The 15,840-nt window shown below is 45.5% G+C and carries 12 protein-coding genes; 2 read left to right on the top strand and 10 right to left on the bottom strand.

Annotated features, from left to right (window positions below):
• Positions 1-26 precede the first annotated feature (26 nt).
• The 6 genes from dgoD to Q0590_RS24095 form a co-directional block, all read right to left on the bottom strand.
• The gene (gene dgoD, locus Q0590_RS24120) at positions 27-1,193 is read right to left on the bottom strand and encodes a galactonate dehydratase (RefSeq protein WP_302040184.1); all 1,167 of its coding nucleotides are present in this window, start codon (positions 1,191-1,193) and stop codon (positions 27-29) included.
• Between the two features lie 22 nt (positions 1,194-1,215).
• Positions 1,216-1,926: an MBL fold metallo-hydrolase gene (locus Q0590_RS24115; protein WP_302040183.1), complete on the bottom strand. Its 711-nt coding sequence runs from the start codon at positions 1,924-1,926 to the stop codon at positions 1,216-1,218.
• A complete protein-coding gene (locus Q0590_RS24110; protein WP_302040182.1) occupies positions 1,923-3,164 on the bottom strand; it encodes an MFS transporter in 1,242 nt (413 codons plus the stop codon). Before Q0590_RS24110 ends, Q0590_RS24115 begins: the two co-directional genes overlap by 4 nt.
• Positions 3,165-3,167: 3 nt before the next feature.
• A complete protein-coding gene (locus Q0590_RS24105; protein WP_302040181.1) occupies positions 3,168-3,926 on the bottom strand; it encodes an SDR family NAD(P)-dependent oxidoreductase in 759 nt (252 codons plus the stop codon).
• Between the two features lie 210 nt (positions 3,927-4,136).
• A complete protein-coding gene (locus tag Q0590_RS24100) occupies positions 4,137-5,594 on the bottom strand; it encodes a RagB/SusD family nutrient uptake outer membrane protein (protein ID WP_302040180.1) in 1,458 nt (485 codons plus the stop codon).
• 12 nt (positions 5,595-5,606) lie between these two features.
• Complete coding sequence (locus Q0590_RS24095; RefSeq protein ID WP_302040179.1) at positions 5,607-8,642, bottom strand: SusC/RagA family TonB-linked outer membrane protein; 3,036 nt, start codon at positions 8,640-8,642, stop codon at positions 5,607-5,609.
• 159 nt (positions 8,643-8,801) lie between these two features.
• On the opposite strand from Q0590_RS24095, the gene Q0590_RS24090 reads away from it, so the two are divergent.
• On the top strand, positions 8,802-9,920 hold the full coding sequence (locus tag Q0590_RS24090; protein ID WP_302040178.1) for a LacI family DNA-binding transcriptional regulator: 1,119 nt from the start codon (positions 8,802-8,804) through the stop codon (positions 9,918-9,920).
• A 294-nt stretch (positions 9,921-10,214) separates the two neighbouring features.
• Complete coding sequence (locus Q0590_RS24085) at positions 10,215-10,658, top strand: cupin domain-containing protein (RefSeq protein ID WP_302040177.1); 444 nt, start codon at positions 10,215-10,217, stop codon at positions 10,656-10,658.
• 608 nt (positions 10,659-11,266) lie between these two features.
• Here Q0590_RS24085 and Q0590_RS24080 read toward each other — a convergent pair.
• From Q0590_RS24080 to Q0590_RS24065, 4 genes are all read right to left on the bottom strand, one after another.
• On the bottom strand, positions 11,267-11,965 hold the full coding sequence (locus Q0590_RS24080; protein WP_302040176.1) for an ABC transporter ATP-binding protein: 699 nt from the start codon (positions 11,963-11,965) through the stop codon (positions 11,267-11,269).
• A 218-nt stretch (positions 11,966-12,183) separates the two neighbouring features.
• Positions 12,184-13,416 (bottom strand): ABC transporter permease, encoded by a 1,233-nt coding sequence (locus tag Q0590_RS24075; protein ID WP_302040175.1) that lies wholly within the window; start codon positions 13,414-13,416, stop codon positions 12,184-12,186.
• Position 13,417: 1 nt separating this feature from the next.
• Positions 13,418-14,515, bottom strand: coding sequence for an efflux RND transporter periplasmic adaptor subunit (locus Q0590_RS24070; RefSeq protein ID WP_302040174.1), 1,098 nt, complete (start codon positions 14,513-14,515; stop codon positions 13,418-13,420).
• A 4-nt stretch (positions 14,516-14,519) separates the two neighbouring features.
• On the bottom strand, positions 14,520-15,839 hold the full coding sequence (locus Q0590_RS24065) for a TolC family protein (protein ID WP_302040173.1): 1,320 nt from the start codon (positions 15,837-15,839) through the stop codon (positions 14,520-14,522).
• Position 15,840: the final 1 nt, after the last annotated feature.

Genomic DNA, 15,840 nt, shown 5'->3' with positions numbered 1-15,840 from the left:
TGATTTACTTAACGTGCACGAATAGGTTAGCTGAAGTAGCTTTTGGCATTGTCCGGCCTGATATCGGTGAGCGTGCCTTTATAATGCCGGAGTTCTTTGGGTGAGTATGGATACTTTTTCATAGCCTCTTCATTGAGTTCTATTCCCAGACCCGGCTTATCGGGAATGTGCATATGCCCCTCCGTAAACAGCACGGTTTCGTTCGTAATCTCCTGCCGCCAGGGCACATCGGAACTCATGGTTTCCAGCAAATAAAAGTTGGGAATACAGGCTGCCAGTTGCAGGGTGGCTGCATTGGCCACCGGCCCACTGGGGTTATGCGGACAAACAGGAATATGATAGGCTTCGGCCATCGCCGCAATTTTCTTCAGTTCCATAATTCCTCCGGCATGGCTCACATCGGGTTGTATAAAATCAGCTGCTTTTTGCTCAAACAGCGTGCGGAAATCCCAGCGGTTATACAGCCTTTCTCCGGCTGAAATGGGCACCTGTACCCGCCGTTTTACATCAGCTAAGCCTTCCAGATTTTGTGGAGGAATAGGTTCTTCAAACCAGAGAATATCAAAATCTGCCAGGGCATGCCCGATTCTGACAGCCGTAGGAATATCAAACCTGCCATGCCCTTCAATTATCAGGTCTGCTTTATCTTTAATGGCCTCGTATACGGTACCTACACAAGCTAAAGCATCATTGAGTTGCCCTCTGGAAATCTGCAGATAAGCAGAACCAAACGGGTCCCACTTCAGGGCTTTGAAACCTTGGGCTACAGCCTGCAGCGCTTTTTCTGCAAATTCATCCGGGGTTTTAGCAGGAGCAAACCAGCCATTGGCATAACAGGGCACACTATCCCGTACTTTACCGCCCAGCAACTGATATACTGGCACACCCAGATCTTTACCTTTGATATCCCATAAGGCCATTTCAATGGCAGAAAGTGCACTCATCAGCACCGGGCCGCCACGCCAGTACGCATCCCTGTAGACTGTATGCCAGATGTCTTCTATGCGGTGCGGATCTTTGCCCACGACTATGCTTTCCAGCTCTTTACAAGCCTGGGCTACGGTTAATTCTTTGTATTCCAGGGTAGCTTCTCCTACACCATGCAGCCCGTCTGTATCGGTGAGTACTTTTACAAATACCCAGTTGGTCCGGTAAGCGTGGCAGATATACGTTTCAATAGCAGTTATTTTCATAATTGAAGGGAAATCAGGGATTTTATACAACATAAGCTTCGCCTAAGGTCAGTACTTTATTTGCTAACCCGATTTCATCACAAGCCTTTGCAAATACATAGGGGTCAGCCGTATTTTCAGCAAACATGCCATAGTGCATAGGTATAGATAAAGCCGGTTTTAGCTGACTTACTACGTGTAGAGCTTCAGTACTATTCATATTACCCAGCCGGCCATTAATGACAATGAAAGCCACATCTACCGGTTGCGGACAAAGCCTAGTAACCTCCTCAACAAGGGTATCGGTAAGCAGGGTATCTCCACTCATATAAATTATTTTGCCCTCTGCTTCCAGCACACAACCTACCGCATAGGGATCGCTGTGATAAGCAGGTGTTGATCGCAGCGTAAAAGGACCTAGTTTACTTAGCCTACCTTTCGGCATAGACACTAATACTGCTTCGTTAAAATTCATTTCCCTTGCTTTTTGCATGACACTTTCCGGCCCGGCAATGCGTGCTTCCGGATACATCTGATGAATGTGCAGTAAGGCAATGGGATCAAAATGATCCAGGTGATTATGGGTGATAAAGACTGTATTTGGCCGTAGTTCTGCGATGGATAAAGGAAAAGCCCTCAAGCGTTTCAAGCCTTGTTTCTGTTCTACAATATCACTCATAAAAGGGTCTATCAGCAGTCGGTGGCCTGCACTTTCAATCAGAAATCCACTTTGTCCTAGCCAGGTTATCTTCATACATCTATCGCTTGTGGAATCTGGTTATTTTTCATATACCCTTGCAATGCTGCCCAAATACAAATACCGCCAAGCATATACACCATACTTAAAGCCGAAAGCCCAATTGATAAGCCCAAAGTTGGTTTTAAGTATCCCAGCAGAAACGGCGCTAATGCTGCTACAACATAGGCAAACATAGCCGACAAGCCCACTGAAGTAGAGCGGTATTGTGGTTCGATCACTTCAAAAAGGGTAGCATAAATATTTGCATCATACACCCCCCGGAAAAAACCAAAGCCAGCCAGGCAGACATAGGTTAGACCAGGGGTAGAGGCTTGTCCCATGCCTACAATGAAAGGCACAGCCAGAAATAATCCGGCACTCTGGACCATAAGCCGGTATTTAGTGGCCTGCAAGGCGATTTTATCTGAAAGCCATCCACCACTTATAACACCCATAAATGCAAACAGGTGATGGTAGAACATGGAACTGAACCCGGCTTCGGCTATGGAAAGTCCGAATTTCTCATGTAGGAAAGTAGGAGTCCAGGTGGTGTAGCCAACATTGACAAATACCATTGCCAGAAATGCACCACACAAAAATACCGCAGTCGGTTTTCGCAGCAGGGCCAGAGTAGCCTCTTTCATAAATGTTCTTTGGGCTGATATAGAAACAGTAGCAATAGCTGTTGCGGTAGGGCGGAGTCTGAAAAACAGGATAACTGATAGAACCATTCCGGCACCGCCAAACAAGAAAAAGGTATTTTTCCAGCCGTACAACTCGGCTATATAACCTCCCAGGGCACCGCTTACCACCACACCCACATACAACGATGTCTGGTGAATGGACATGGCTAGGGCACGGGTTTTCTGGTGATACTGGCTGATGAGTCCATTAGCTGCCGGGGCATAAAAAGCCTCACCGCCACCCACTGCTAGGCTCCGCAGAATAATTAAATGCAACAGGGAATGGCTCAACCCAGTAAGCAAGGTGGACGCACTCCAGAACAGCAGGCTAAAGCCAATAATTTTTTTGCGGTTAAACAAATCGCCTGTTACGCCGGCAAAGGGTATCAGCAAGCCAAGGGTTAATACAAACAGGGAACCTACCAGACCCAACTGTGCATCTGAAAGACTTAAATCATCCTTGATTAGGGGCAAAACTACGTTGAAAATCTGCCGGTCAGCCTGATTGAAGAAAAAAGCCAGCCACAGCCAGAGCAGCAATTCCCACTTATATTCATTTTTCTCTTTCATGGGCTAACGCATGTACATTCCTCCATTAATATCGAGTGTACAACCAGTGATATAGTCGCCACCTTCGCCACACAGAAAAGCTACTGCCAGGCCAATATGCCGGGGTTTGCCGAGGCTACCCATCGGCACCATCGCACTGAGTTTTTCGGCTCCATCTACCCCGTGGGTTTTAAATAACAGTTCGGTTTCGATAATTCCCGGAGCTATGGCATTCACGGTAATACCCAGCGGTGCTCCGGTGCGGGCAAGGGTTTTGGTAAAGCCCAGCATGCCGCTTTTCGTAGCTGCATAATGCACATGCCCAAACAAAGCGCCTTGCTCGCCTACCATCGAACTGATATTGATAATGCGTCCGTACCGCTGAGTGGCCATCAGTTCCATGGCTGCTTTAGAACAGAGAAAACAACTGGCCAGGTTAGTATTGAGCACATAATTCCAGTCTTCAAAAGAGGCTTCGAAGATGGTCTGGGTTTTGGACATACCGGCATTGTTAATCAGAATATCCAGCTTTCCGAACTCAGTACGGATGCTCTGAAACATGGTCTTCACCTGGGTTTCTATACTTACATCTGCCTCCACTAATTTTACCCGCCGACCCATTTCCTCGATTTTGCTGGCTATTACTTCACCCTCGTAATTCATCTTTTTGTCGTTGATTACAATGTCGGCACCTTGTTCGGCTAGTACAAGCGCTATGCCTTTGCCAATACCCCGGGCGGCACCTGTCACCAGAGCTACCTTTCCTTCTAATGGTAAATTCATTCAGTGTGAAAATTAAATATTGAACAATTGATGTATTTTGTTTAGTCAAAAGGGTGCAATCATATTACCATCATAGAAGACAAGAGTCCATTTCTTTGAAAAGAGTTATACAAATAAAGACGCATGCTAAAAATAGTTTTCTGTTTCATACATTATCAGGTAAACCAAAAAGAGAATCAGCATATGTTATTTGTTCTTTTATGAGCCTACTCAATACCCAGGATTCTGATCCGCTGACGCCATCTCAGCGTTGGCATCAATTTCTGACTGAGGAATTGGCAGTAAATCTCCGGCAGTTGCGGCTTTGCCAAGGGATTGAATTTTTGATTTAAAGGTGCCTGTGCGCAAAAGATCATACAACCTTTTGCACTCCATGACAAACTCAAAGCCTCTTTCCTGGATTACTGCATCCCGGAACGCTTGCTGGCTAAGTCCGGTCAGATCAACAGTGGCCGAAGGCTGATCAACCGGTAGGTTATAGGCTCTTCTGCGGATTTTATTAATCGCCTCATAAGCCTCGGCAGTAGGGCCACCTTTGGCCTGGCTTTCTGCTTCAGCAAAAATTAATAAAACATCCGGATATCTCAATACAATGGGATTTATATAACTGTTATTGATGCCTGTTTCGGAAGGTGCATTGTATTTACCGAAAGCCGGATAATCATTCCCTACATCTTGCCGGGTTCCATTTCTTCCGGTAAAATAGCGGTATACACTAAAATTCCGGCGGGCTTCTGTCGTGTCCCACCTGGTCCAGATATCAGACTTATTGTCGACAGAATATACCCTCACCCCATTTGTACAGTTAGGATTTTGTGTACCTCCGGCATGGGCAAATGAGGTTAGGGAATGACCGCGATTCGTGCCATCAAACTGCACTGAAAAAATGATCTCTGCATTATTTTCATTCGTTCCGCTGAACACATCTCCGAATTTAGGCAATAGTTGGTATTTTCCGATCACCTCGTTGGATTTAGAAGCAGCTTCCTGCCATTTCTCCTGCGTCAAATATACCCAGGCTAATAAGGTTTTAGCTGCACCGGATGTAGCCCGTCCTACGGCTGCACCGGTGCGTGTTTCAGGCAATACAGCTTCTGCTTCCTGAAGATCTTGTTCAATCTGGGCATAAATCTGTGTTTTGGAGGTTCTAGGTAACGAAGTATTGGCCAGGTTATCGATTACTGCAAGAGGCATAGGCGAATCTCCCCACAAGCGTACAATATTGAAATAGTTGAAAGCCCGTATGAATTTTGCTTCCCCGACAATAGCCTGCTTTTTTTGCTCATCCATAGCGATGGCAGGTACATACTGAATAACACCATTGGCCCGGCTGATCTGCTGGTACATGGTGTTCCAAACCTGCAGCACAAAAGGATGGTTGGCAATCAGGTCCCAGCGGTCAAGGGTCTGATAGGTATCATTGCGGTTAATGGTGACAAAGTCAGCAGGTAATTCGGTGAGCTCAAAATAAAAGCGTCCGTAATAATTACTGCTTAAGAAAGATTCGTAAGTACCTATGATGCCTGCTTCTGCATCTGCTTCTGTTTTCCAGTAATTTTCGGTAGCAACAAAGGAAAATACTTCCTCTTTCAAGGCATCCTTGCAGGAATGCAGGAGACCTGCAGCTAACAGCAGAAATGAATATGTAAAGTATCTGATGGTTTTCATGTTGGATAGGGGTTAAAAAGTTACATTCAATCCGATGTTGTACACTTTAGCAGAGGGGTAGGAGCCCCGGTCTAAGCCTTTTACCAATGAATTGGTTCCGGTCTGGCTCACTTCCGGGTCGTAGCCATTGTACTTGGTGAAAGTCAACAGATTTTGCCCGCTTACATAGATTCTTGCAGCCTGTAACCAGCTGATTCCCAGTTTACCTGCCGGCAGATTATAGCCCAATACAATATTCTTCAGACGCAGATAGGAAGCATCCTGTATGTAACGGTCTGAAACTCGGTTGGCAATGTTGCTTGCCCTTGGGTATTTTGCATTCGGATTAAAATTATCAGTAGTCCAGCGGTCATTTACAGCGGTAAGCTGATTGCCGATCCTGGCTAGTGAATTACCTGTCAGGAATTCGTTGCTGTTAAAAACAGATACCCCTTCCACCCCCTGGAAAAAGATGCTCAAATAGAAGTTTTTGAACGCCATATTAGAGGTGAAACCGTAAATAATATCAGGATACGGACTGCCCAGTATGGTCTGGTCATTATCATTGATTACGCCATCCCCATTCAGGTCTTTGTAGCGGATATCACCGGTTTCATTCAGTCCATCTTCCACAAATCCATAAAAAGCAGACAGTACTTCGCCTTCCCGGATGATGTTAACCGGCCTGTCGATGGGAGAAGGGATGGAAGCAGCAAAGAATTCAGCGGTTTCAACGGCCAGGTCAAGGACTTTGGTATTATTTCTGGAAATATTCGCATTGATACTCCAGGTAAATGCCTTATCGATCAGATGTGCCGTAGCCCCTAGTTCAAAGCCTTTGTTTTCTATAGAACCGGAGTTGATCAGGATGGTAGAAAAACCGGAAGATCCTGGAATGGGTAAGTTAGCCAGCAGGTCGTCGGTGCGCTTGATGTAGTAATCGGCCGTCAGCGATACACGTCCCTGCCATACACTCAGGTCAATACCTGCATCAAATTGTTTGTTAATTTCCCATTTCAGGTCTTTATTTGCCAGGGAAGTGGGCACATAGCCGATCGCTGCATTTTGTGATGCGCCCATTACGTTTACGACCGAACTCATCCTGGAAATAGAGTTATACAGGCCAATCTCCTGGTTACCGGTTACCCCATAGCTCGTTCTTACTTTAAGATCACTGATAAAGGGGATATTCCTCATGAAGTTTTCCCGGGAAACCCGCCAGGCCAGAGCACCTGATGGAAAAAATGCCCATTTGTTGTTTTCTCCGAACCGGGAAGAGCCATCTGCTCTGGAGGTAAATGTAACGATGTATTTATCATCAAACACATAATTTACCCGGCCCAGCCATGACAAAATGGTAGACTGACCCTTGGAGGAAACATTCGGTTCGGTGATGGAAGCAGCGCCTAAATTATTTGTTTCAAATGCCTCAAACTGGAAACCAGTACCACCTTGCTGAAAATAACGGGAAGTGTTCTGTTGCCAGGTAAACCCAGTAATGGCATTTATTTTGTGTTTTCCGTTCAATTCCCTGTTAAAAGAAAGAATATTTTCATTCAGTACATTGGTGTTGTAATCCTGCTTGACGGTAGCTCCCGGAAAGGGATAGGTGAAATTTCCTCTGCGGACAAAAATATCATTGAGCTGATTCTGGTTATCCAGACCCATACGGATACTAAAGGTTAGGCCCTCCAGTAATGTATATTCACCCATCACACTGCCTAATATCCGGTCTACGGTCAGCTTATTAAGGGATTTTTCAACTACTTCCAGCGGATTGGTAGGGTCGGCGGCGGCTTCCGAATCGGAAAAGTCATTGTATCCGCCATTACTATTGTATGGGTTGACTGTAGGAAAGGCACTAAAAGCATTGCTCAGCCAGTTATTCGATGCCCGGTTATTAATAGAACGGCTGGCGGTAAGGCTGGTAACAAATTTAAGCTGGTCATTGATTTTGTTATCCAGATTAATTCGAACGGAACCCCGTTTAAAACCGGAGTTAATAACAATTCCTTGCTGGTCAAACCAATTGCCCGACACATTATACTGGTTCTGTTTCGATCCTCCCGAATACGACAGGGAGTAGTTTTGAATAGGTGCGGTACGGAATAATAAATCCTGCCAGTCGGTGCTGGTGGTATACTGGGCCGGGTTGGCATAAGGTTCTGCCTGGCCTAAATTACGTGCCCGTTCATTCATGATCCGGATGAAATCCTGTGCATTCATCAGATCAAGTTTATTGCTTACCTGTTGCATGCCATAATACGATTCAAAGGAAAGTTGGCCCCGTTCTCCGGCTTTACCGCGTTTGGTGGTAATAATTACCACCCCATTGGCACCCCTGGCTCCATAAATCGCCGTAGCCGAGGCGTCTTTCAATATTTCCATCGATTCAATGTCATTGGGATTGATGGAGGCCAGGGCATTGGAAGGTTGTGTGCCTATGTTGAGGCCATCTTCATTAATCAGACCGGCATTATAAACCGGTACCCCATCAATCACATATAAAGGCTCACTGCCTCCCAATACGGTATTTGCTCCCCGGATACGTACTTGCGGTGCTCCTCCAGGCGCTGAGTTTCCCTGCATTACCTGTACCCCTGCTACCCTGCCCTGAATACCTTGTTCCAGAGAAGCAATAGGCAATGATTTGATCTCTTCTGCGGCTACGGTAGCCACTGAGCCAGACAAGTCCGATTTCTTCACTGTACCGTACCCGACTACCACTACCTCATCCAGGCTGCTTACATCCGGAGTCAGGGCAACCTTGATTTGTGTCTGGTTTCCTACGGCAATTGTGCGGCTCTGGTAGCCTATATAACTTATTACTAAAGTAGCATTAGCAGGCACCGTAAGTTGGAACTGGCCATTGGCATCGGTTGTGGTACCTTTGGAAGTGGATTGAACAATAACATTAGCCCCAGGCAGTGGGCTACCATCCATTTCAGACGTAATGACGCCTGTCAACCGAACCTCTACGGCTGATTGAGCCAGCGAGAGGTGAATCATGCAGAGGAATTGCAACAGGAAGACCAGTCGCAGTGGTTTAAGTAGTGGGCGTGCCTCCATATAAGTATATGTTAAAGTGGTAAAAACTTTGTGTGGAGACAAGTATAATATAACATTTTTAATAAAAAAATAGACTTTTTTATGCAAGCGATTGCGACATCGGTTGCATAAAAAATATTTTTTTAGTAGGTTAGATTTTACTACAGAAGAGTTATTCCCATGCCCAGATTAGACCCCAGCCGCCGTACCACGGTTACCATTTATGATATAGCTAAGAAGTTAAGTATCTCAGCTTCCACCGTTTCCCGTGCTTTACGTAACCATCCGGATATCCGGCCCGAAACTGTGGAAGCGGTGAAGGATATGGCTAAAAAGCTTAACTACCAGCCAAACACCATTGCCCAGAGCCTGCGGGAAAGACGTACCAAACTATTGGGCGTGATCGTTCCGGAAATACAACAGCACTTATATGGATCGGTATTGAATGGCATTGAGGAAGTAGCCTTCCGCAAAGGCTACCAGGTGCTGGTGAGCAAATCCGGGGAAAGCTACGAACGGGAACTGATGCAAACGTACGCCTTGTCTAACCAGGTAGACGGCGTAATTGCCTGTCTTTCTCAGCATACCCATAAAATAGATCATTTCCGGCAGTTAAAGAATCAGGGATTACCCCTGGTATTTTTCGACCGTGCGCCAGAACGTTTAGCCGCTCACCGCGTGCTGTTTGATAATGAAGCCGGCAGTTTTGCCCTTACCGAAAACCTGATCAGGTCCGGCTTTACACGTATAGCCTATCTTTCGGGTCCTGAACAGCTGGCTGTATGCCAGGAACGTTTGTCTGGCTATCAGAAAGCCCTGGAAAGGTACAATTTACCATTTGACCAGGATCTGGTAATTCATACAGGGTTCGGCTATCAGGATGGCCGGATTGGATTTACTAGATTGATGAAGCTGGAAAACCGGCCCGATGCCATCTTTGCCGCAAGTGACCAGATTGCTACGGCTGTGGTGGTAGAAGCCCGGCGCATAGACCTGGAAATTCCTCACCATCTGGGATTGGTTGCTTTTGGCAGCGATCCGGTACATGCCCTGCTGCACCCGGCAATAACTGGCCTGCATCCGAAAGGCTATGAGATGGGGAGTACAGCGGCTCAGTTATGTATACAGGAAATAGAGCAGGCTGGCAAAAACAAGCGGTTCCGTACAGAACGGTTAACTACTGAGATCATTATCCGCCATTCCAGTATAAAAGCAAGTGGCGAAGATAGTGTGGTTAGCGCATACAGCCGTTTTCATAAGCGGGATGGTTTTGGTGATGAAGTAATTTATATGTATTAATCCATTGAAGGTTACGGAAGCGTGAGTCACCTGAATTTCTAGAAAAAAGAGTATAGTAAATAGGTTCATCCATTTACCTGCAGAAGATATGTTGTAAAGTTAATGCTATAGAAAAATTGGAAGCAATGCAGTAGTATTAGGTGAGAAAATTCTACCCATTAGAAAGCCAAATAGTCTATTAAGTAGTAGTTCTATCTTTGAAGCTATGGGCTTATTGTTACCAGTTCTGCTAACAAAATAGAGCTTGTAAAAACCAAGAATTCCCTGATTGGAGTCTCAGTAAATAGGTAACTTATGAAAGAAAATATTTCTCCTATGAAACCACTTTTGATCTTCGTGCTAGTTATTTCCATGATCGGTTTGGCTTCCTATAAACTAGCCAAATTTATTCCAGATCAAGGATACATTTTTGAGCGGGATAGTGAGGTTGAGAAAAAAGGAGCAAGTCCACATAATGGGAAAGGCAGTTCAACAGGCTATTCTTTTTTTGAACAAGCAGCGGGTTATGAGTTTGCATTCCGCAAGCGGGTGCTTCATGCAGGTGCTACCATTGGATATCATACACAAGCCGAAGATGAGGTCTATTATATTCTGTCAGGCACAGGAGTAATGATGATCAATGGTCAGCAAATGCACGTAAAAGCAGGAGATGCTATTCTTACACGCACGGGAAGCTCACATGGACTAGCCCAAAGTGGCAAAGAAGATTTAACGCTCATTATTACTTACAAAAAGTAAGCTTTTACTTTAAGAAGAAAATATGGCAAGGAGCTTAATTTGTCTGCTGTGATGTAAAGTTGAATACTGCTTATTAAAAAGATGGATCAGAATTCTTATCGAAGGAATTCACAGAATGTGAACTTGCCAAATGTGAAACATAAATAGGATTTGTCAGACATTGGCATATTTTATTTGTCTGATAGGTAAAATAACCTATCCAAAGGGCAGAAACTGCAAACAAGACCTGAAAAGCGCCTAACAGGTAGAGCAAAAATATTGAATAGGTATCCATAAATACCTATCGTCTAGCGAAGGAAGAGTAGCCTGTTTTTCACAAACATACTAATCCTGAACAGAGTAAGTGTGAGGGCTGGAGCTACCAGGCTGCTGAGGCCGGTAATCAGGTTTACGGCAATGGCACCACCCAGCTAACTGCATAGTAGAAAGAAGCCTATAGTTACCGTTCTCGGGCTTACAAAAAGCAGCAGGCAACACAACTCCAACATGGCAAGCTGGGGTAGAGGAAGCCGGCTTGGATTCTGAAAATAGATCAATATTTTAATCAAGGCAATCAGGCTTAAGAGAAAAGCAGGTAGGAAATAGAAGTAATTTCTGAGATCTTTCATCTATTCAAAAATTTTCTGGTGACTAATAATTTTTCCATCTGCCATCTCAATCGTCCGGTGGCTGGCTTTGGCAAAGTCGTTGTCGTGGGTTACGGCAATAATGGTCTGGCCGTAGTCCTGTGCAATCTGCTGGAAGATGTCAAATACAATGGCTGTGTTTTTACTATCCAGGTTGCCTGTGGGTTCGTCGCCCATGATAATGTCTGGTTCGTTAATTAATGCCCGGGCAATGGCTACCCGTTGTTGTTGCCCGCCGCTTAACTTTGAGGCATCTTTTAAAGCCTGGTCGGCCAGGCCCAGTATGTTTAATTTTTCGTAAGCTTTTTCTTCAATTTCTTCATAGCTGTGTTCACCCAGCTTTAGCGCAGGAATCATTACATTTTTGAGGCAGCTAAACTCAGGCAGCAGGTAATGGAATTGAAACACAAATCCGATTTTTTCATTCCGGATAGAGGCCAGGGTATCGGCTTTTTGCCCGGTTATCCGCTGGTTACTGATCAGCAGTTCTCCTTCATAATCTGTATCCATAGTGCTCAGGCAATACAACAAGGTGGATTTCCCTGAACCGCTTTTGCCTACAATAGTCAGAAACTCGCCTTTCATCACCTCAAAACTTACATCATCCAGTACTTTGAACTTTACCGGCTCAAGAAAGTATTTGCTCAGGCCTTTGGTAGCTAAAATGACTTCTTTTTTCATAGTATAGTTTATACAATTATAAAATCGACCTTGCGTAGTAAGCCTTGCTCGTACACCTTTTCGTAAGCTTTGCCCTCAAGGCCGGGTGGGGCTCACCTTTGCAACACCGCTGTATAGAATCCGCACAAACCCACTGATAATGCCAAGAGTTGCCCTGTAAGGGTCTAAGGCGTCTTTTGCAAAGGCTGTTATCGTTTGTTAAAGAGATTATTCTGGTATTACTTTCTGAAGATGTCAACCGGGTCAATTTTTGCAGCTTTTCTGGCCGGAAAATACCCTGCTCCCAGGGATACAAACAGGCCGAAGAAGATGCCGGAAATAAAAATGGATGCATCAAACCGGACTGGGAAATACCCCACCGGCGGGCCCACATAAATTCCTTTGGCTATATACACCAGTATGGCCCCGATACTTACCCCCAGCAGCGTTCCGAAAGCGCCCATGATAAAGGCTTCAGTCAGGAATATCTTGATGATATCTTTCCCTTTGAATCCATTGGCTTTCAGAATGGCAATGTCGTTCATTTTCTGGGTAATAGTCATGTTGATGATGTTGTAAATGCCAAAAGAGGCTACCAGCATAATAGAGAAGGAAATCAGGGGAGTCATGGTACCAGTCAGTTTGCTTTGTGCCAGCTGGTCGGCATTTTCTATCTGCCAGTCTTCTACTTTGTATTGGGTGAGTTGCTGCAGCCGGGGGGCATACACACCGGAAGAATCCGGATTACTCAGCTTTACATAAATGTCGGTTACGGAAGTGGGGTTTCCCCCGATGAGTTGCTGGGCGGTGGCCAGGTGTATATAGGATTTGCTATCGTCAGTTGCCCGGTTATCGGTGGCAAACACACCAATTACTTTCAGCACCTTACTCACCCCCAAAGACGAAATGATGCTCAGGTTATCGCCCATCCGCAAGTTCAGTTTTTCGGCAATTCCTCGCCCAATCACAATCCCGTTTAAGTCCGATGAAAGGTTTTCCAGATTGCCTGCCAGCATGGTGCTGGTGATGTTGAACATGGCATCGGCTGCTTGTACGTCTATACCACTGGCCATGCCTTTGAGCTGTGATTTGCCGCTGCTGTAAAACAAATCTACATTTACCTGCGGAGCCGCATTCAATACATAGGGTTGCTTTTTCAACTGGTCAATAAGTCCATATGGGTTGATAATTGTCTTACTGGTAGTGGTAATTTTGGGGTTGCTTATCAGGTTGAAAGTAGTGCTGTCGGTTGCAATAAGTGATTTACTAATTTCATCTTCCTTATGTATGCGGATATGTGGTATGGTTTTAAACATATTCAATTTGGTATAACTGCTTACCCCAGATACAATGGAGTTAGAAAAAATGTACAAAGCAATACCCACTGTAACCCCCATAGCCGCAACCAGGGTTTGCTTTTTGCGGGTGAGGATATGCGTGAACGCAATGTCGTAGTTTACTTTCAGCCTCATATTATTGTCCGTTTTCGGTGATTAAAACCGCATTTTCATCCATGCCCGACAGCACCTGCACCCACTCACTGCTCACTAGTTTGGTTTCTATTTTCCGGGGTTTATCTTCGCCTTTAATACGAACTTCATTATCGTAGCCCAGGTACTTTCTGGGAATGAGCAGGGCATTTTTGGTGGTGTCTACGATGATATTTACCTGCAACTGCGTACCGGCAATATTGAAATCCAGGCTGTCTTTGAAATAGATTTTGCAGACAAACGACTGTGTGGCTTCCTCAAAGGTGGGAAGTATTTCGGCCACTTCGCCCCGGTAGGTTTTTTGTTTATTGATGTTTAACCCGATAACAGCCGGCTGCCCCACCTTAATTTTACCAATGCTCCCCTCATCTACATTGACTCTGGCATACATAGACCGGGCTTCGCCAATCAGGGCAATTACTTCTCCCTGAGCTACAAAATCCCCTGCCTGCTTGAGTTTTTTCAACACACGCCCCGCTTTCACGGCACGAATCTGGTTGTAACCTGATAAGGTGGCATTGATGTCTTTCTGCGAACGGTTAATTACCAGCTGCTGCTCGGCTTGCCGTTTCAGCTGCGCATAATTCTGCCGGGCATTTTCGTACTCTGTTCTGGCAGACTGGTACTGCAGTTCTGTTTTTTCGTAATCAGCCCGTGAAATACTATTGGCTTCCAGGAGTTTTTTATACCGGTCAACCTGCGTTAAATTATACTCCATTTGCTTCTTTGCCTGCTCCATGGCATTTTTTGCCTGCACCAGTTGCGGTGCATCCGGTGAGGTATTGGCCTGGGCAATGTCATACAGTACGCGTCCGCTTCTGGCATTAATCAGGTTCTGCTGGTTATCAATCACGGCTAAGGTCTGGCCTTTTTGAATCAGGTCGTTTTCCTGGAACGACAGGTCGGAGATATACCCCTCGGCCCTCGCCGTCAGACTATAGGTGCCTTCGGCTTCTAAAGTGCCGGAGGCAAACACCGTTTCGGTGACATCTTTCCGGATAGGCCTGGTTTCTTCTGTCTGCCTGCCGCAGGAAATAAGCCCGAAAATGGCCACAATCACCATAATTAGGATTGATTTCATGAGTTTATTGAATTTTGTTATGAATGTTGATTTTCGCCTCTGTCAGCAGCACTTGAATGGCGGACGAAATAGCCTGGTACTGGCTGTTAACCATGGTATTAAAACTATTAATGGTCTGGTCGAGGGTGAGGATACCGGCCTGGTAGTTCAAGGCATTTTTCTGGTACGAATCGCGGTGAAGCTCATACACTTGCTGATTGTTTTTGTATTGCGAAAAGGACTTGTTGTACTCAACCTGTAGCTGCTTTGCCGCCGATTGGGCATTTGCTCTGGCCTGTATGGCCCCGTTCCTGGCTCTTTCATAATCGAACCTGGCTTTGTAAAAGCCTGCGATGGAGTTGGTTCCCGGTATGGGCATACTAATCTGCAAGCCGATATAGCTGCTCGGAATCCAGTTTACCCGGTTGTCGAAAAGCCGGGGTACGGTATTAAACTGCTGGCGTGTACTGGAGCCGATTATCGATAAGGTGGGCAAGTTGCTATTGACCATTTTATAATAATTCACCTGTGCATACTTCTCCTGGAGCATGGCATTGGTAGCCTGCAGGGTATTTTCCGAAATGTTTACTGTATACAAATCAACATTGCCCTGTACTGGCTGCGTGAACTGAATTTGCTCTGTTTCCGGAATATCGCACAGCACTTTCAGCGACAAAATCTGCTGCTCAACCAAGTACTGTATCTGCCGGTACGATTCCTGTGTAGACAGCAGCGTTGCCTGGCTATCGTTCAGTTCCTGCCCATTGGCTAAGCCTTGTCTGTATTTTTCGGCAACCGTTTGGGCTAAGGTATCGGCTGCCGCTACATTTTGTCCGGTGGCAGTTAGTTGCTCTTGCAGGGTAAGGATATTAAAATAAACGGCGGCTATGTCTTCATACAATTGTTTGCGTGTCAGCTTCTGCTCTGTTTCCGACAAGTCTATATTGATTTTCGCCAGCCTCAGGTTTGACCAGCCTTGCGGGTTCAATAGTTTTATATCAATGTAGGCATTGAAATTGGTCTGGTATTGCACACCCAGAGGTACCTCCTGAAAAGTGCCGGGTTGTCCGCCTAATATTTCAGCCGGAAACAGACTGACCGGCAACTGCGTGTTGTTGGTGTACGAACCGGAAACACTGCCCGTAGGGTCAACAATGCCCATAAGTGAAGCCAACCGGGCTTTTTTGGCTTGGGTAATAGTGATGTCTGTGTTTTTTAGCGTCAGGCTTTTTGCCCCTGTCAGCTGCAAGAGTTCATCAAAACTGCTAATCACTGTCTGGGCACGTGTGTGGGTAAAAAGCGTTATCCAGAAGCAACACATCATACAGAAAGAAGCTTTCGTCATG

The sequence above is a fragment of the Rhodocytophaga aerolata genome (genome assembly GCF_030503435.1).
GTDB lineage: Bacteria > Bacteroidota > Bacteroidia > Cytophagales > 172606-1 > Rhodocytophaga > Rhodocytophaga aerolata.
Note: the sequence above shows the minus strand (reverse complement) of the source record. Positions and strands in the feature narration are given on the sequence as shown.